Source organism: Roseateles sp. P5_E4 (assembly GCF_054049255.1).
Genome location: NZ_JBFUMS010000005.1, coordinates 66,578 through 81,918 on the forward strand (window position 1 = coordinate 66,578; position 15,341 = coordinate 81,918).

Annotated in this window: 17 protein-coding genes; 8 read left to right on the forward strand and 9 right to left on the reverse strand. The window is 68.1% G+C overall.

Annotated elements, in window-relative coordinates; translation table 11 throughout:
- Window positions 1-27: 27 nt before the first annotated feature.
- Window positions 28-891: an alpha/beta hydrolase gene (locus tag ACXJLH_RS11425; RefSeq protein ID WP_457444143.1), complete on the reverse strand. Its 864-nt coding sequence runs from the start codon at window positions 889-891 to the stop codon at window positions 28-30.
- 53 nt (window positions 892-944) lie between these two features.
- On the opposite strand from ACXJLH_RS11425, the gene ACXJLH_RS11430 reads away from it, so the two are divergent.
- Window positions 945-2,222 (forward strand): THUMP domain-containing class I SAM-dependent RNA methyltransferase, encoded by a 1,278-nt coding sequence (locus tag ACXJLH_RS11430; RefSeq protein WP_457444145.1) that lies wholly within the window; start codon window positions 945-947, stop codon window positions 2,220-2,222.
- Complete coding sequence (locus ACXJLH_RS11435; RefSeq protein WP_056200492.1) at window positions 2,209-2,721, forward strand: hypothetical protein; 513 nt, start codon at window positions 2,209-2,211, stop codon at window positions 2,719-2,721. Before ACXJLH_RS11430 ends, ACXJLH_RS11435 begins: the two co-directional genes overlap by 14 nt.
- A gap of 151 nt (window positions 2,722-2,872) precedes the next feature.
- Here the strand turns inward: ACXJLH_RS11435 and ACXJLH_RS11440 are convergent, their stop codons facing one another.
- From ACXJLH_RS11440 to ACXJLH_RS11470, 7 genes are all read right to left on the reverse strand, one after another.
- Window positions 2,873-4,024 carry an MFS transporter gene (locus ACXJLH_RS11440; protein WP_457352323.1) on the reverse strand — a complete coding sequence of 384 codons (1,152 nt, stop codon included), beginning with the start codon at window positions 4,022-4,024 and terminating at the stop codon, window positions 2,873-2,875.
- Entirely contained in the window at window positions 4,021-4,734 is a 714-nt protein-coding gene (locus ACXJLH_RS11445; protein ID WP_457444147.1) for a 16S rRNA (uracil(1498)-N(3))-methyltransferase, read from the reverse strand. Before ACXJLH_RS11445 ends, ACXJLH_RS11440 begins: the two co-directional genes overlap by 4 nt.
- A gap of 33 nt (window positions 4,735-4,767) precedes the next feature.
- Window positions 4,768-5,301: a hypothetical protein gene (locus ACXJLH_RS11450; protein WP_457444149.1), complete on the reverse strand. Its 534-nt coding sequence runs from the start codon at window positions 5,299-5,301 to the stop codon at window positions 4,768-4,770.
- A 54-nt stretch (window positions 5,302-5,355) separates the two neighbouring features.
- On the reverse strand, window positions 5,356-7,029 hold the full coding sequence (locus ACXJLH_RS11455; RefSeq protein ID WP_457321342.1) for a long-chain-fatty-acid--CoA ligase: 1,674 nt from the start codon (window positions 7,027-7,029) through the stop codon (window positions 5,356-5,358).
- Window positions 7,030-7,128: 99 nt separating this feature from the next.
- Window positions 7,129-8,604 carry an NAD(P)(+) transhydrogenase (Re/Si-specific) subunit beta gene (locus tag ACXJLH_RS11460; RefSeq protein WP_457444151.1) on the reverse strand — a complete coding sequence of 492 codons (1,476 nt, stop codon included), beginning with the start codon at window positions 8,602-8,604 and terminating at the stop codon, window positions 7,129-7,131.
- Window positions 8,601-8,918, reverse strand: coding sequence for an NAD(P) transhydrogenase subunit alpha (locus ACXJLH_RS11465; RefSeq protein WP_056200508.1), 318 nt, complete (start codon window positions 8,916-8,918; stop codon window positions 8,601-8,603). The genes ACXJLH_RS11460 and ACXJLH_RS11465 overlap by 4 nt, the downstream gene beginning before the upstream one ends.
- A 2-nt stretch (window positions 8,919-8,920) precedes the next feature.
- A complete protein-coding gene (locus ACXJLH_RS11470; protein ID WP_457389823.1) occupies window positions 8,921-10,036 on the reverse strand; it encodes a Re/Si-specific NAD(P)(+) transhydrogenase subunit alpha in 1,116 nt (371 codons plus the stop codon).
- 82 nt (window positions 10,037-10,118) lie between these two features.
- Here ACXJLH_RS11470 and ACXJLH_RS11475 point away from each other — a divergent pair, with 82 nt between their 5' ends.
- From ACXJLH_RS11475 to ACXJLH_RS11495, 5 genes are read left to right on the forward strand one after another with little or no spacing between them, the layout of a single operon-like run.
- Entirely contained in the window at window positions 10,119-10,616 is a 498-nt protein-coding gene (locus ACXJLH_RS11475) for an NUDIX domain-containing protein (protein WP_457444153.1), read from the forward strand.
- 12 nt (window positions 10,617-10,628) lie between these two features.
- Entirely contained in the window at window positions 10,629-11,330 is a 702-nt protein-coding gene (locus ACXJLH_RS11480; RefSeq protein WP_457389825.1) for a 2OG-Fe(II) oxygenase, read from the forward strand.
- A 24-nt stretch (window positions 11,331-11,354) separates the two neighbouring features.
- Window positions 11,355-12,488 (forward strand): tRNA 2-thiouridine(34) synthase MnmA, encoded by a 1,134-nt coding sequence (gene mnmA, locus ACXJLH_RS11485; protein ID WP_457444155.1) that lies wholly within the window; start codon window positions 11,355-11,357, stop codon window positions 12,486-12,488.
- Window positions 12,485-13,714: a sensor histidine kinase gene (locus tag ACXJLH_RS11490; protein WP_457444157.1), complete on the forward strand. Its 1,230-nt coding sequence runs from the start codon at window positions 12,485-12,487 to the stop codon at window positions 13,712-13,714. The genes mnmA and ACXJLH_RS11490 overlap by 4 nt, the downstream gene beginning before the upstream one ends.
- Complete coding sequence (locus ACXJLH_RS11495) at window positions 13,696-14,358, forward strand: response regulator transcription factor (RefSeq protein ID WP_200955311.1); 663 nt, start codon at window positions 13,696-13,698, stop codon at window positions 14,356-14,358. The genes ACXJLH_RS11490 and ACXJLH_RS11495 overlap by 19 nt, the downstream gene beginning before the upstream one ends.
- Here ACXJLH_RS11495 and ACXJLH_RS11500 read toward each other — a convergent pair.
- Window positions 14,336-14,848, reverse strand: coding sequence for a CAP domain-containing protein (locus ACXJLH_RS11500; protein ID WP_457444159.1), 513 nt, complete (start codon window positions 14,846-14,848; stop codon window positions 14,336-14,338). The genes ACXJLH_RS11495 and ACXJLH_RS11500 overlap by 23 nt on opposite strands.
- A gap of 51 nt (window positions 14,849-14,899) precedes the next feature.
- Here ACXJLH_RS11500 and ACXJLH_RS11505 point away from each other — a divergent pair, with 51 nt between their 5' ends.
- The gene (locus ACXJLH_RS11505) at window positions 14,900-15,319 is read left to right on the forward strand and encodes a hypothetical protein (protein ID WP_457444161.1); all 420 of its coding nucleotides are present in this window, start codon (window positions 14,900-14,902) and stop codon (window positions 15,317-15,319) included.
- Window positions 15,320-15,341: the final 22 nt, after the last annotated feature.

Genomic DNA, 15,341 nt, shown 5'->3' on the forward strand with positions numbered 1-15,341 from the left:
AGGGAGCCGGGCGGTGCCCGGCTCGTCCTAGTCTTTGGACGGCCCGGTCTCCGGCGCCAGCGGCTCGAATACAAAGCGCATGCCGCGCGTGTAGCTCTCGGCCTTGGTGCCGGCATGACGCTCGCCGTCGATGATGCGGTTCTGGAACACCAGGCCCGGGTGCTTCAGTTCCGGCAGCAGCGCCTGGTAGCGCTTGATGCCGGCCAGGAAGCCGGGCCACTCGTATTCCGCGCCGGTCACGTAGAGCCGCGCCTTGATGGGCTTGCCGGTGGCGGCATAGGCCTTGGCCTGGCCGATGATCCAGTCGTTGCCCATGACGACGGCCGGGCTGGCGGCGATATAGCCCTTGAAGAGATCGGGCTTGGCATACATCGCGTGCAGCGTGAACAGGCCGCCGAGCGAGCTGCCCGCCAGGTAGCGCTGGGCCGGGTCGGCGCGGTAGTCGCGCTCCATCAGCGGGAAGATGTCCTTTTCCAGCGCCGCGATGAACTTGTCGGCATTGCCGGTGCTGGAAGACAGCGGGTTCATGCGCACGGGCGACAGCTCCCAGCCGCGCAGCTCGCCGTAGTCGAGGTTGTCGCCGGCATAGCCCAGGCCCACCGTGATGAACTCCGGCACGACCTTGTCGTAGTTCAGGTTGTTGTACGAGGCGACGACGGTGGCGAAGTCCCAGTAGCCGTCGGTCACGTAGAGCACCGGATAACGGCGCTTCGGGTCCTTCGCAAACGACCCAGGCAGGTGGATGTGCAGCTGGTAGGTGCGGCCATCCGCGTTCTTGGGCAGGGCGCGCAGTTGCGTGTTGCCGACGGTGTGCAGCGGATAGGCAGGCGCCTGGGCGCTTGCCTGAAACGCGGTGAACAGGAAGGCGAGAGTCAGGACGATTCGCTTCATGGCGGGGGTGCACACGGATGATGGCAACGTTGTCAGTTTAGAGGGCGGCGACAATGCACCCCGTGAGCCTGCCCAACAAACTTTCCCTGTTCGTGTCCTGCGCCGGCGGCGTCGAACCCTTGCTCGAAGAAGAGCTGAAACGCTTCCTGCCACCCGGCGTGCGCAGCAAGGTGGAGCCCCTGCGCGGCGGCTGCGGCCTGGTCGGTGGCCTGGAAGACGCGATGCGCATCAACCTCGAAAGCCGGCTCGCGCAGCGCGTGCTGATCGAGCTGATCGAGGGGCCTTACCGCCACGAGGAAGACCTCTATGCGCTGGCCCGGCGCGTCGACTGGCGCGACTGGATCACACCGCGCGAGACCATCCGCGTCGACACCATCGCGCAGCGCTCGCCGCTGAAGAGCCTGAATTTCACGACGCTGCGCATCAAGGACGCCATCTGCGACCAGCTGCGCGAGCACACCGGCGAGCGACCCAGCGTGGACACGCACTCGCCCGACCTGCCGGTGCTGCTGCACGTCGGCCCCGAACGCGCGGCGATCTATGTCGACACCTCGGGCGAGCCGCTGTTCAAGCGCGGCTGGCGTGTCGACAAGGGCGATGCACCGCTGAAGGAGACCCTGGCCGCCGCGATGCTGGCCGCTGCCGGCTGGCGCGGTGAGAGCGCCCTGCACGACCCCTGCTGCGGCTCCGGCACCATCCCCATCGAGGCCGCGCTGATCGCCTGTGATTCAGCCCCCGGCCTGCTGCGCCGCTTTGCTTTCGAACGCCAGATCCCGTTCTCCACGCCCGCGCTGAAGGCCGCCTGGGGCGAGATGGCCCAGGCCGCCCGTGCCCGTGTCCATGCCCCCGCCGTGCCCATCTACGCCAGCGACGTGGCCTTCCGCATGGTCGACTTCGCGCGCCGCAATGCCGAGCGCGCCGGCGTGGCCCAGTACATCCAGTTCAACGGCGGCGACGCGCTGGAGCGGCCCGCGCCCCAGTTGCCCGAAGGCATGGCCGGCAGCATCATGATGAACCCGCCCTACGGCGAGCGCATCGAGGTGCGCGGCAAGGCGGCGATGACGCGTGACGCCGGTGGCAGCGAGGAGCGCGATGCCGGCGACGATTTCTTCCCGCGCCTGGCTGCGCACTGGAAGCGCCAGTACACCGAAAACCCCGCCGGCTGGACGGCCTGGATGCTGAGCCCCGACATGAAGCTGCCGAGCAAGATGCGGCTCAAGGAGTCTCGCCGCGTGCCGATGTGGAACGGCCCCATCGAATGCCGGCTGTTCCGCTTCGACTTGGTCAAGGGCTCGGCACGCAAGGTCACCGAAGGCGATGCGCCCGCGTGAGCTGATCGCTGCCGTGGCGCTGGCGCTGGCTGCGGCCGCCGCCCAGGCCGAGCCCTGCACCCTGGTGTTCGGCCAGGGGCGCAACCCGCCGTTGAAGGACGGGCCGGACTGGGATGATCTGAACCAGCGCTTCAACGCCGCCGTCACCAATACCCTGGACGTCGAGGGCCGGCGCGTCATCCCGATGACGGCGTCCGCCGTGCAGGCCGATCCCGCGGCCGCCGGTGTCGCGCTGCTCGAACAGGCCGACAACCTTCACTGCAACACGCTGATCGAAACCGCCCTCTTTGTGGATCAGAACGACACGCTGGTGCTGCGCTTGCGCGTCTACCCGCTGCTGCCTACGCTGGGCGACGGCGGCGTCATCAACGGCCTGCGCATTGGCGCGCCGCTGTTCGTGACCCAGCGCGACCTCGCCTTGGCAGCGCTGGTGCGCCTCAAGCCCGATCTCGTCGGCCAGCAGATGGCGGCCGAATACCTTCAGCACGACCGCCGTTGACATTGCCCCCTCGCCCAGTCTTGCGGCGCTGAGCGCGCGCAAACCTGGTCGGTCCCCCGAGGGGACGGCGATGCTCGCGGCATTGAGCCGCAAGCACATCGCCAGTCGGGCCGGCTCGGGAGCGGCCCAGCGCTCGGCCCGGAATACCCAGTCATCGCCGCGTGGCAAGGCCGGCAAGCGCCGCGGCGCATAACGCGATCGGCACCAGGCTGGCCCAGTTCATCCACTGCCAGCCGCCCGTCGTGACGAGGGCGCCAGAGGAGAACGAGGTCAGCGTCATCGTCGCGTAGACGCCGGTGTCCAGCAGCCCCTGCGCGCGCGTCTTCTCCTCGGGGCGGTAGGCCTGGGTGAACAGTGTCGTGCCGCCGATGTAGAGGAAGTTCCAGCCGATGCCGAGCAGCAGCAATGCGCCGAGGAAGTGGTCGCGGTCCTGGCCCGACAGCGCGAAGGCAACGCAGCCCAGGTTGAGCAGCACGCCCACCGACATGACGGGCAGCACCCCCACGCGCTTGATCAGGGGGCCGGTGAAGAAGCTCGGCACGAACATGCCCAGCACATGCCATTGCAGCACCATGCCGGCGTCAGCGAAGGGCAGGCCGCACTGGCCCATGGCGATGGGCGTGGCGGCCATCAGCAGGTTCATGACGCCGTAACCGAGCGCACTCGCGGCCAGCGCCACCATGAAGACCGGCTGGCGCAGCAACTCGGCGCTGCTGCGGCCGCCGGCACCGGGCGCGGGCTGGACGAGCGCGGGGAATTCGATCAGCGAGATCAGCACCAGCCCCGCCAGCGCAACGCCCATCAACAGCAGGTAGGCGCCGGCAAAGGGCGCCACCAGCAGATCCTTGCTCGCAGTGGCCAGCCAGGGCCCGAGGATGGCGCCCAGGCAGCCACCGCCCAACACCCAGGAGATCGCGGCCTCGCGCTTGGCCGGTGCGACGAGTTCGGTCGCCGCAAAGCGGTAGAGCGCCGCGTTGGCCGTGTAGTAGCCAGCGATCAGCGTCGCAATGACGACGCCCCAGAAGCTCTGGTGCAGCACGCTCCACAGCGACATCGCGCAGCTGGCGAGGGCGACGAGCAGGCCGATCTGGAAACCGCGTCGGCGCCCGAAGCGCAGCTGGTGGCGCCCCACCATGCGCGCCATCAACGCGCCGCCGGTCACATAGGCGCAGATCGGCAGCGTCGCCATCCATGGCCGCGGCGCCAGCGCCAGCCCCACGAGGCCGTTGATGGCCATGAAGCAGATGTTGTTGGTGAGGAAGAGGCCCTGGGCGAGGACCAGCAGCGCCAGTTTCCTGTTCACGTCAAGGCGAGCCAGGACAGCACCGCCAGCGGGGCGGTGTCCGCGCGCAACACGCGCGGGCCCAGCGTGACGGCCGCAAAGCCACGGGCGCGAGCGGCGTCCTCTTCGGTGTCGCTCAAGCCGCCCTCGGGGCCGCTGAGGAAAAGGGCCCGCTTCTGCGGGAAGGCCGCGACCGGCTCGGCTGCGCGCGGGCTCAGCAAGCCTCGCCATTCGTCGTCGCGATCCGGCAGAGCCGCGAGCCAGGTGGCCAGCGTCTGCACGGGCTCGATGCGAGTCGGCACCGTGCGCCCGCTCTGCTCGGCGGCCGCAACGGCCACGCCCTGCCAGTGGGCGCGTTTCTTGTCGGCCCGCTCGCCATTCAGGCGCAGCACCGAACGCTCGCTCATCAACGGCTGGATGGCCGCGGCGCCGAGCTCGGTGGCTTTCTCGACCAGGAAGTCCATGCGGTCATTGGCCGGCATGACGACGGCCAGCGTCACCGCACGGGCCAGCTCGCGCTGCGGCCGCTCGGCCGTGAGGAGGCGAACCCGTACCTCGCTGCGGCCCATGGCGGTCACTTCGGCCTGCCATTCAGGGCCGCTGCCGTCGAAGAGGGTCAGCGCGTCGCCGGGCTGCAGACGCAGCACCTGCACATGGCGGGCGGCACCGGGAGGCAGGGCGATGTCGCCGTCGGTCACGGCAAGCGGGGTATCGACGAAGAAGCGGGGCAAGGCGGATGGCGGGGCGTGACGAGCCCGCCAGTATCAGCGCAGGCCGAGGGCGTCGCGCACGGCCGCCGCGGCGGCCTCGCCCTTGGCCTTCTGCACGCGCTCGACGAGCTGCAGGGCGAGGGCTTGCAGCGCAGACAGGCTGTCGGCACGCTCGACCTCGAGCGCGAAGGCATAGCCCTTGAAGGGGCCGAGCAGCTTGGTCGCCTCACCGCTCAGATAGGTGTACAGGGCCGCGCGGTCGAGCAGCGGCGAGCCGCCGGCCGGCATCGAGGGCGCAGGGGCGGCCGCAGATGCAGCGGGTGCGGGGCTGGCCGCCACCGGCGCCGCTGGTGACGGGGCGGCAGCGCGTGGCTGGCCGCCTGCACCTTGGGGTGCAATCAAGCCATGCTGGCTCAGCATCTCGAGGTCGGCCTCGCTCGCGCCAGCGACGAGGCGCAGCCAATCACTGGCCGCTTTGCTCGCGTCCAGTACGAGCAGCAGGTTGCGCGCGGTGCGAGACAGCGGCAGGGTCCGCGCACGGATCTCGGCGCGGCCGGCATCGGTTTTGGAATACAACAGGTCGAGCACGTTATCGGGCCTCGCCCACGATCGGCGTCACCGCTCGCAAGCCATGGGAAAGCATCAGCTCTTGTCCCGCAATTCCCTGCGCAGGATCTTGCCCACGGGCGTCTTGGGCAGTTCGGTGCGGAACTCAACAATCTTCGGGCGTTTGTAGCCGGTCAGGTTGGCTTCGCAATACGCACGAACGTCAGCTTCGGTGACATTCGGGTCTTTCTTCACGATGACGACCTTCACCGCCTCGCCGGCCTTGGCGTCTGGCACGCCGACAGCGGCGCATTCAAGCACGCCGGGCATCTGCGTGATGACGTCCTCCACCTCGTTCGGATACACATTGAAGCCGCTGACCAGGATCATGTCCTTCTTGCGGTCCACGATCTTGAAATAACCCCGTTCATCGACGGTGCCGATGTCGCCGGTGCGGAAATAGCCGTCGGCCGTCATGACCTTGGCGGTTTCATCCGGGCGCTGCCAGTAGCCGGCCATGACCTGCGGGCCGCGGATGGCGATCTCGCCGGGCTGGCCCATCGGCACCTCGTTGCCGTCGTCGTCCAGCAGTTGCAGCTCGGTCAGCGGCATTGGCAGGCCGATGGTGCCGCTGTAGGCGGTGCTGTCGGTCGGGTTGCAGGTGGCCGACGGCGAGGTTTCGGACAGGCCATAGCCCTCGACGATGGGGCAGCCGGTCTTCTCCAGCCACAGCTTGGCGGTGGCCTGCTGCACGGCCATGCCGCCGCCCACCGAGATGACGAGACGGCTCCAGTCCACCGTGCTGAACTCGGGGTGGTTGGCCATGGCCATGAAGAGGGTGTTGACGGCCGGGAAGCTGTGGAAGCGGTGTTGGGACAGCTCCTTGAACACGGCCGGCAAGTCACGCGGATTCGGGATCAACACGTTGGCGCCGCCCATGTGCATGGACAGCATCATGTTCGTGTTGAAACCGAAGATGTGATAGATCGGCAACGCGCAGATGGTGACGACCTGCTCGCCCTTGGGGACCTTCTTCAGCGCCGGCTGGTACCAGGCTTCGCTTTGCAGGATGTTGGCGACCAGGTTGCGGTGCAGCAGCACGGCGCCCTTGGACACGCCGGTGGTGCCGCCGGTGTACTGCAGCACGGCGATGTCGTCCGCGCCCAGCTTGGGCGCCTTGTAGGTCAGGCTGCGGCCCTTGGCGACGGCGTCGTTGAAGCGCACGGCACCGGGCAGGTCGAAGGCCGGCACCATCTTCTTCACCTTGCGCACGACGTAGTTGACGATCATGCCCTTGGCAAAGCCCAGCATGTCGCCCATGGCCGCCAGGATGACGTGCTTGGTCGGCACGTTCTTGATGACCTGCTGCAGCACCGAGGCGAAGTTCTCGATGATGACGATGGCCTTGGCGCCCGAGTCCTTGAGCTGGTGCTCCAGCTCGCGCGGCGTGTACAGCGGGTTGACGTTGACGACCACATAACCCGCCCGCAGCACGGCAGCCACGGCCACCGGGTACTGGAACAGGTTGGGCATCATCAGCGCGACGCGGTCGCCCTTCTCCAGGCCCAGGCTCTGCAGATAGGCGGCCAGCGCGCGCGAGGCCTCGTCCACCTGCGCGAAGCTCAGGCTCTTGCCCATCATCAGATAGGCGGGCTGGGCGGCATTCTTCTTGAACGAGGTGTCCAGCAGGTCGACCAGGCTGGGATAGAGCGACACATTGACGTCGCGCGGCACGGCGGCCGGGTATTGCTTCAGCCAGATCGGCTCCATGCCTTGTCTCCTTCTTTTGTTGCGGCGATTCTGACCGATAGCTGACAGCGGACGGCTCAGGGGATTCGATAGCGCTCTCTGGGGCGCCTTCTGCTCGGGCTATTCGACGGCCTTCAGCATGTCCTCGACCACCTTCTTCGCGTCGCCGAAGACCATCATGGTCTTGTCCATGTAGAAGAGCTCGTTGTCCAGGCCCGCATAGCCCGCCGCCATCGAGCGCTTGTTGACGATGATGGTCTTGGCCTTGTAGGCCTCGAGGATGGGCATGCCGTAGATGGCGCTGCCCTTCACATGGGCGGCCGGGTTCACGACGTCGTTGGCGCCCAGGATGATGGCCACGTCGACCTGGCCGAACTCGCCGTTGATGTCTTCCATTTCGAAGACCTGGTCGTAGGGCACCTCGGCCTCGGCCAACAGCACGTTCATGTGGCCGGGCATGCGGCCCGCCACCGGGTGGATGGCGTACTTGACGGTGATGCCTTTCTCGGTGAGCTTGGCGGCCAACTCCTTCACGGCATGCTGGGCGCGCGCCACGGCCAGGCCGTAGCCCGGCACGATGACGACGCTCTCGGCATTGCCGAGCACGAAGGCCGCGTCGTCGGCGCTGCCGCTCTTGACCGGGCGTGCCTTGCCATCACCCACCGCGGCCGTGCCGGCCTCGCCGCCGAAGCCGCCCAGGATCACGTTGAAGAATGAGCGGTTCATCGCCTTGCACATGATGTAGCTCAGGATCGCGCCCGAACTGCCCACCAGCGAACCGGCAATGATCAGCATCGCGTTGTTCAGGCTGAAGCCGATGCCCGCCGCCGCCCAGCCGGAGTAGCTGTTCAGCATGGACACGACGACCGGCATGTCCGCCCCGCCGATCGGGATGATCAGCAGCACGCCCAGCAGGAAGCCCAGCGCCACGATCAGACCGAAGTCGATGGGCGACTGCGAATGCCAGAAGCCGAACACGAAGAAGGCCGACGCCAGGCCCAGCACCGCGTTCAGCGCATGCTGGCCTTTGAACGTGACCGGCGCGCCCTGGAAGAGGCGGAACTTGCTGCCGCCCGACAGCTTGCCCCAGGCGATGACGGAGCCCGTGAAGGTGATGGCGCCGATGAAGGCGCCCAGGGCCAGTTCGATGCGATTGCCGCCCGGGATGGGCGCCAGCGTGCGCGGGGCCACGCCATCCTCCGGCGGGATGGCGGCCAGGGCCGCATCCATGGCCGGCGTGATGCCGAAGGCCGCAGGCTCTGCGACCGCCGCCACCGCGATGGCCACGGCCGCCAGGCCGATCATGCTGTGAAAGAAGGCGACCAGCTCGGGCATCTTGGTCATTTCGACCGTCTTGGCCCGCCAGGCGCCGTAGCCGCCACCGACGACCAGGCCCAGCAGCACCCACGCCAGGCCCAGACCCGAGCCGGCCAGCTTGACGATGAGGGCCGCCGTCGTGAGCACGGCGATGGCCATGCCGACCATGCCGAAGAGATTGCCGCGGATGGACGTCGTCGGGTGCGACAGGCCCTTGAGCGCCTGGATGAAGCAGACGCTGGCGATCAGGTAGAGCAACGTGACGAGATTGAGGCTCATTGCTTGGCCTCCACGTTGGTCTTCTTTTCCTTCTTCTTGAACATCTCCAGCATCCTGCGCGTGACGAGGAAGCCGCCAAAGATGTTGACCGCGGCCAGCGCCACGGCCAGCACGCCCATGCCCTTGGCAAACGGCGTCTCGGTCAGCGCCGCGGCCATCATGGCGCCGACGATGACGATGGCCGAGATCGCGTTGGTGACGGCCATCAGCGGCGTGTGCAGCGCGGGCGTCACCGTCCAGACGACGTGGTAGCCCACGTAGATGGCCAGCACGAAGATGATCAGGTTGATGATGGTGTGGTCAACGATTTCCATGGTCATGCCCTCGTGACTTGGCCGTCTTGCGTGACGCGGCAGGCCGCGACGATGTCGTCATCCAAAGGCACGTTGAAGGTGCCTTCCTTGGTGATGACGAGCTTCAGGAAGTCCAGCACGTTGCGCGCGTACAGCGCCGACGCGTCGGCCGCCACAAGGGCCGGCAGATTGGTCTCGCCGACGATGACGACGCCGTACTTGGTGACCGTCTTGCCAGCTTCCGTCAGCGGGCAGTTGCCGCCCGCGGGTGCGGCGATGTCAACGATGACCGAGCCGGGCTTCATGGCCTTGACCATGTCCTCGGTGACCAGCACCGGCGCCGCGCGGCCGGGGATCAGCGCCGTCGTGACGACGATGTCGGCCGCTGCCACGCGCTTGGCGACCTCGGCCTTCTGCCGGTCCAGCCAGCTCTGCGGCATGGGCCGTGCGTAGCCGCCCACACCCTCGGCCGCTTCCTTCTCTTCGGCCGTCTCGTAGGGCACGTCGATGAATTTGCCGCCCAGCGACTCGACCTGCTCCTTCACCGAAGGCCGCACATCGCTGGCCTCGATGACGGCGCCCAGCCGCTTGGCCGTCGCAATCGCCTGCAGGCCCGCGACACCGACGCCGAGGATGACGACGCGCGCCGCCTTCACGGTGCCGGCCGCCGTCATCAGCATCGGGAAGAAGCGCTGGTAGCGGTCCGCCGCGATCATGACGGCCTTGTAGCCGGCGATGTTGGCCTGGGACGAGAGCACGTCCATGCTCTGAGCGCGCGTCGTGCGCGGTGCGGCTTCCAGCGCAAAGCTGGTCAGGCCCGCACCGGCCATGGCCGTGAGGCCGTCGCGGTCGAATGGGTTGAGCATGCCAACCAGGGCCGTGCCGGGTTTCATCAGCGGCAGTTCGTCGGCGCCGGGAGCGCGCACCTTCAGCACCAGTTCGCTGCCAAGGGCCGCGGCCTGGTCGACGATCTCGCAGCCCACGGCTTCGTAGGCTGCATCTGTGACGCTGGCCGCGACGCCAGCGCCTGATTCGATGCGCAGTGTGTGGCCGGCGGCCTTCAACTTCTTGGCCGTCTCTGGCGTCACAGCCACACGGGTCTCTCCGGCCGCGCGTTCGCGCGGTACGCCGATCTGCATGGGTTCTCCTCCGGGGAACGGGGTCGCGGCAGCTTACACAATGCTTGCGCCACCCCAGTGCGGGATTTCGATTGGAGGTTTCATGACTGCCACAGACCGGTTTCGTCCCAGCGTCACTGTCGCCGCGGTGATTGCCCGCGCCGGGCGCTATCTGCTGGTTGAGGAAGAGACGCCCGAGGGTTTGATGCTGAACAACCCGGCAGGCCATCTGGAGCTGGGCGAAAGCGCCATCGAGGCCGTCGTGCGCGAGGCGCTGGAGGAAACGATGCGCGCCTTCGTGCCCGAGTCATTTCTGGGCGTCTACATGGCCCGATTCGTGCGGCCGGCGCGATTAGAGGATGTCACCTATGTGCGGCTGGCCTTCAGCGGCTCGGTCGGCGAGGAGATCGCCGGGCGCGCGCTGGACGAGGGCATACGCCGCACGCTGTGGATGAGCGAGGCCGAGCTGGCCGCCTGCGAGGACCGGCACCGCAGCCCGCTGGTGCTGCAGTGCGTGCGCGACCATGCGGCCGGGCGGCGGCTGCCGCTGCAGACAGTGTTCAACCATGTGTCGCTGCAAGCGCCGCTGCTGAAGGGCTGAGAATCCCGCGCCATGACGACCCCCGACTTCATCGAGCTCTACGACCAGGCGCTCAGTCCCGACGCCTGCCGCGCGCTCGTCGAGCGCTTCAAGGCCAGCACCCGCGTCCAGCGGGGCGAGACCGGCAGCGGCGTCGATGTCAGCATGAAGGACAGCTGGGACATCGCCATCAGCCGCCACCCCGAGTGGGCCGATGCCTGCGCCCAGCTCAACGACGCCGTCATCCAGGGCTTCAAGCACTATCTGCGCCGCTATGCCCATCTGGCGCTGGCACCGTTGAAGCTGCAGATGCAACGGCCCGATGGCAGCCAAGCCATGCTGGATGCCGACGGCGCCGCTGCGCTGAGCGACGAGCTGCTGATGGGCCTGATCGCCAAGGTCTTCCGCCCCGGCGCCATCAATCTGCAGCGCTACCAGGCCGACCAGGGCGGCTACCCCTACTGGCACTGCGAGCAATACCCCAGGCTTGACCAGGGCGAGGCGCTGCACCGCGCGGTGCTGTGGACGATCTACCTGAACGACGACTTCGCCGAGGGCGAGACGGAATTCCTCTACCAGGGCCGCAAGATCGTGCCGCGCACCGGCAGCCTGCTGATCGCGCCGGGCGGCTTCACGCACACCCATCGTGGCAACCGGCCCAAGGGCGGGGACAAGTACATCGCCACAAGCTGGGTGCTCTACCAGCGCGCTGAAAGCCTGTTTGCCCAAGGCTGAAGGAGCCTTTGGGACAATCGCCCCATGAGTTCCGCAGAAAAGAAACACCGAGCTAAACATCGAGTGGTGGTCGGCCTGTCCGGCGGCGTGGACTCGGCCGTGACCGCCCACCTGCTGAAACAGCAAGGCCATGAGGTCATCGGCATCTTCATGAAGAACTGGGAAGACGATGACGATGACGAGTACTGCTCGACACGCCAGGACTTCCTGGACGCCGCTTCGGTGGCCGACGTGCTGGGCATCGAGATCGAGCACGTCAACTTCGCCGCCGAGTACAAGGACCGCGTTTTCGAGAGCTTCCTGCGCGAGTACCAGGCCGGCCGCACGCCCAACCCGGATGTACTGTGCAATGCCGAGATCAAGTTCAAGGCGTTTCTGGACCACGCGATGCGGCTTGGTGCCGAAAAGATCGCGACCGGGCATTACGCCCGCGTTCGAGAAGTGGATGGCGAGTTCCAGCTCCTCAAGGGCCTGGATCCGCTGAAGGACCAGAGCTATTTCCTGCACCGCCTGTCGCAGGCGCAGCTCAGCAAGACGATGTTCCCGGTCGGCGACCTGCCCAAGACCGAGGTGCGCCGCATTGCTGCCGAGATCGCATTGCCCAATGCGAAGAAGAAGGACTCGACCGGCATCTGCTTCATCGGCGAGCGGCCCTTCCGCGAGTTCCTGAACAAATACCTGTCGCACCAGCCCGGGCCCATCAAGGACGAGCGCGGCCGCAAGCTGGGCGAGCACGTGGGCCTGAGCTTCTACACGCTGGGCCAGCGCCAGGGCCTGGGCATCGGCGGCGTGAAGGAAAAAGGGACGCCGCGCGGCGGTGGCGAGCACGAGCCCTGGTTCGTGGCGGCCAAGGACATTCCGAGCAACACGCTTGTCGTCGTGCAAGGCCACGGCCACCCGCTGCTGCAAAGCCCGGCCCTGGTCGCTGATGACCTGAGCTGGGTCGCAGGGCGCGCGCCGTCCACCGGCGAAGCGGCGGCCAAGACGCGCTACCGCCAGGCCGACGCGCCCTGTAGCGTGGGCTTCGACGCGAGCGGCCACCTGATGCTGCGCTTCCCCGACCCGCAATGGGCCGTCACGCCCGGACAGAGCGCCGTGGTTTACGACGGCGACGTGTGCCTGGGCGGCGGCGTCATCTCGGCCGCCCTCCCGGAATGACGAAGTTCGACCGCCTGCTCGCCCGCCTGGCCGAGCCGGGCGTCGTGCTGCGCCTGGCGGCGCTGGTGGTCTGCGCGATGGAGCTGGTCAGCGCCGGCTCAGCCCTGCTGGGCGCGCGCACCGAGCCCTATGACGGCCTGGTCGCCTGGCTCTGGCGCCAGCTCGGTGGCGATGTCAACGACCGCAGCCTCGTCGTCATCTGCGTGCTGCTGCTGGTGGCCTTCGTCGCCCTGATCTTCCGGCTGGCTCGCCAGGGCCAAACGGCGCTGCCGGTGAACCAGCGCCTGGCCTGGTTGCTGCTTGTCGACCTGCTGGCCTTCGGCGTGACGCCGGGCCTGCCCTTCCTCGTCACGGCGCTGGGCGCCGTCGTGCTGCCGGCGCGGCTGGCGCTGGGTTTTGCGACCGCTCAGGTGGTGCTGAACACCGGCATCTACGTGTACGCATCGACGACGGCTTGGCTGGACCAATTCGGCATGCTGTTCGCCATGCTGGCCCTGCACGGCCTGGCCTTTGGTCTCGGGCGCATGGCCGCGGCCGAGGGCGAGAAGCGCCGTTGGTTGCAGGCCGTGCTGGCAGAGCAGATGTCGGGCGAGCACCTGCTGGCCGAACAGATGCGCTACAACGAGCGCATGCAGATTGCCCGCGAGCTGCACGACCTGATGGGCCACCACCTGACGGCACTCAACCTGCAGTTGCAGCTCGGTGGCGCCTTGCTGGCGCGCGAAGACACCTCGGGCGCGGGCCAGGCGATGGGGCGCGCCGAGGGTGTGGCCGCGCAGTTGCTGGCGGACGTTCGCGAAGCCGTGTCGCAGCAGCGCAGCTCGCAGCGCATCGACCTGTCCGCCGCGCTGCAGGCCCTCGCCGAGGGCATTGCCAGCATGCGCATCGAGCTGACGCTGGACGACGCCGCCCGCGATCTCGGTCCGCGGGCAGCCCACGCGCTGCTGCGCTGCGTACAGGAAGGCGTGACCAACAGCGTGCGCCACGCCGGCGCACGTCGCGTGCAGGTGGAGCTGCGCGGGCTAGGGGAAGGACGGGATGAGGTCACCGTCAGCATCGACGATGATGGGCGAGGCGCGCCGAACTGGCACGAGGGCCGCGCCGAGGGCTTTGGCAATGGCCTCTCGGGCATGGCCGAGCGCATGACCGAGCTGGGTGGGCAGATGTGCGTGACGCGCACCAGCCCGGGATTTCGAATCGAGTTGAGATGTCCACGATGGGTGTGATCAAGATCCTGCTGGTCGAGGACCAGCAACTGGTGCGTGAAGGCCTCAAGGGGCTGCTCGCGCTGCACGACGAGCTCAAGGTCGTCGGCGAGGCCAGCGATGGCGCCGAAGCGCTCGAGTGGCTGTCCGCCGCCCCCGCCGACGACATGCCCGATGTCATCCTGTCCGACATGCGCATGCCGCGCCTGGACGGCATCGGCCTGATCCGCGCGCTGGCCGCGCGGGCCCTGCGCCTGCCGACCGTCCTGCTGACCACTTTCGACGACACCGCCGCCTTCGACGAGGCCGTGCGCGCCGGCGCCCGCGGCTTCCTGCTCAAGGCCATCAGCCCCGAGACGCTGGCCCAGGCCCTGCGCGACGTGCACGGCGGCGGCACCGCGCTGCGGCCGTCTCTCACCACACGCATGGAAGCCAAGGGTGGCGAGCGCGCCTTCACCGCGGCCGATCATCCCGATCCGCTTTCACCGAAGGAGCTGCAGGTGCTGCGCCTGGTGGCCAGCGGCCGCAGCAACACGGAGATCGCCGGCCTGCTTGGTAACAGCGAAGGCGTCATCAAGAACCACTGCTCGGCCATCTTCTCCAAGATGGGCGTGAGGGACCGCACACAGGCGGTGCTGCGCGCTATCGATCTGGGCTGGATTTAGGTCGCGTGGCGGGTGCTGCGAGATGCAGCACCCAGTAGCGCTGCAGCCGCCCCGGCCCTGTCACGCAGGCCAGGCCGAACTCCTGGAAGTCAACCGCCATCAGGTTCTCGCAATGCGCCGGGCTGGCCAGCCATTGCGCCATGGCCTCGTCCAGGGTTTCCGGCCCGCCAGCCAGGTTCTCGCCGGCCGAGCGCATCAGATAGCCCGCCTCGCGCAGCCGCGTGCGCAGTGAGGTGCCTGCGGCGCCGACATGGTCGATGCGGTCGCGGGCGGCCAGTTCCTTGGCGTAGCGGCGGGCTGATTCCGCCAGCACGGGGCTGGCGCGCAGGGCTGCCACGGCGGGCCAGAGGCGCTCGCCGCAGGCCTGAGGCTGGGCGCGCAAGGCGTTCAGCACGGCCTGGACTGCAGCGGCGTCGGGCTGGCAGCTCTGCTGGGCCACGGCGGGCGCCAGGGCAGTCAGGCCCAGCAACAGAGGCAACAAGGCTCGCATGGCCGAATCCTAGTTGTTGCCAAGCGCCGACGCGAAGCCCACCATGGGGGCATGAAACCCCACCGACTGCTCGCCCCCCTGCTCGCCTGGGCCGCCCTCGCCAGCTGCGCCCAGACGCCGCCCCCAGCCCCGACCACGCCGGCCGCTTCAGCCGCGGCCGAAACCGAGTCCGTCCGGCTCGGCCGCGAGCTGCGCACGTTGATCGGCCCTGCGGCCTGCAAGGCAGACGCGCAGTGCCGCACCATCGCCGTCGGCGCCAAGGCCTGCGGAGGGCCGGCCGGCTATCTGGCCTGGTCCAGCGAAAGCACGGACGCTCAACGTCTCGCCGAACTCGCCGCTCGCCAGGCCCAGGCCCACAAGCGCGAGACCGACGCCAGCGGCATGCTCTCCAACTGCGCGATGGTGGCCGACCCCGGTGCGGCCTGCGTGGCCGGGCGCTGCCAGCTGGCCACGCCCGCCAGCGCACGCTGAAAGTCGCACCCGCATAGAAAAA

What these genes read in the sequence shown, in the direction of transcription:
- ACXJLH_RS11425 (WP_457444143.1), bottom strand. Translation starts at nt 891, where the DNA reads ATGAAGCGAATCGTCCTGACTCTCGCCTTCCTGTTCACCGCGTTTCAG.
- ACXJLH_RS11430 (WP_457444145.1), top strand. Translation starts at nt 945, where the DNA reads ATGCACCCCGTGAGCCTGCCCAACAAACTTTCCCTGTTCGTGTCCTGC.
- ACXJLH_RS11435 (WP_056200492.1), top strand. Translation starts at nt 2,209, where the DNA reads ATGCGCCCGCGTGAGCTGATCGCTGCCGTGGCGCTGGCGCTGGCTGCG.
- ACXJLH_RS11455 (WP_457321342.1), bottom strand. Translation starts at nt 7,029, where the DNA reads ATGGAGCCGATCTGGCTGAAGCAATACCCGGCCGCCGTGCCGCGCGAC.
- ACXJLH_RS11460 (WP_457444151.1), bottom strand. Translation starts at nt 8,604, where the DNA reads ATGAGCCTCAATCTCGTCACGTTGCTCTACCTGATCGCCAGCGTCTGC.
- ACXJLH_RS11465 (WP_056200508.1), bottom strand. Translation starts at nt 8,918, where the DNA reads ATGGAAATCGTTGACCACACCATCATCAACCTGATCATCTTCGTGCTG.
- ACXJLH_RS11470 (WP_457389823.1), bottom strand. Translation starts at nt 10,036, where the DNA reads ATGCAGATCGGCGTACCGCGCGAACGCGCGGCCGGAGAGACCCGTGTG.
- ACXJLH_RS11475 (WP_457444153.1), top strand. Translation starts at nt 10,119, where the DNA reads ATGACTGCCACAGACCGGTTTCGTCCCAGCGTCACTGTCGCCGCGGTG.
- ACXJLH_RS11480 (WP_457389825.1), top strand. Translation starts at nt 10,629, where the DNA reads ATGACGACCCCCGACTTCATCGAGCTCTACGACCAGGCGCTCAGTCCC.
- mnmA (WP_457444155.1), top strand. Translation starts at nt 11,355, where the DNA reads ATGAGTTCCGCAGAAAAGAAACACCGAGCTAAACATCGAGTGGTGGTC.
- ACXJLH_RS11490 (WP_457444157.1), top strand. Translation starts at nt 12,485, where the DNA reads ATGACGAAGTTCGACCGCCTGCTCGCCCGCCTGGCCGAGCCGGGCGTC.
- ACXJLH_RS11495 (WP_200955311.1), top strand. Translation starts at nt 13,696, where the DNA reads ATGTCCACGATGGGTGTGATCAAGATCCTGCTGGTCGAGGACCAGCAA.
- ACXJLH_RS11500 (WP_457444159.1), bottom strand. Translation starts at nt 14,848, where the DNA reads ATGCGAGCCTTGTTGCCTCTGTTGCTGGGCCTGACTGCCCTGGCGCCC.
- ACXJLH_RS11505 (WP_457444161.1), top strand. Translation starts at nt 14,900, where the DNA reads ATGAAACCCCACCGACTGCTCGCCCCCCTGCTCGCCTGGGCCGCCCTC.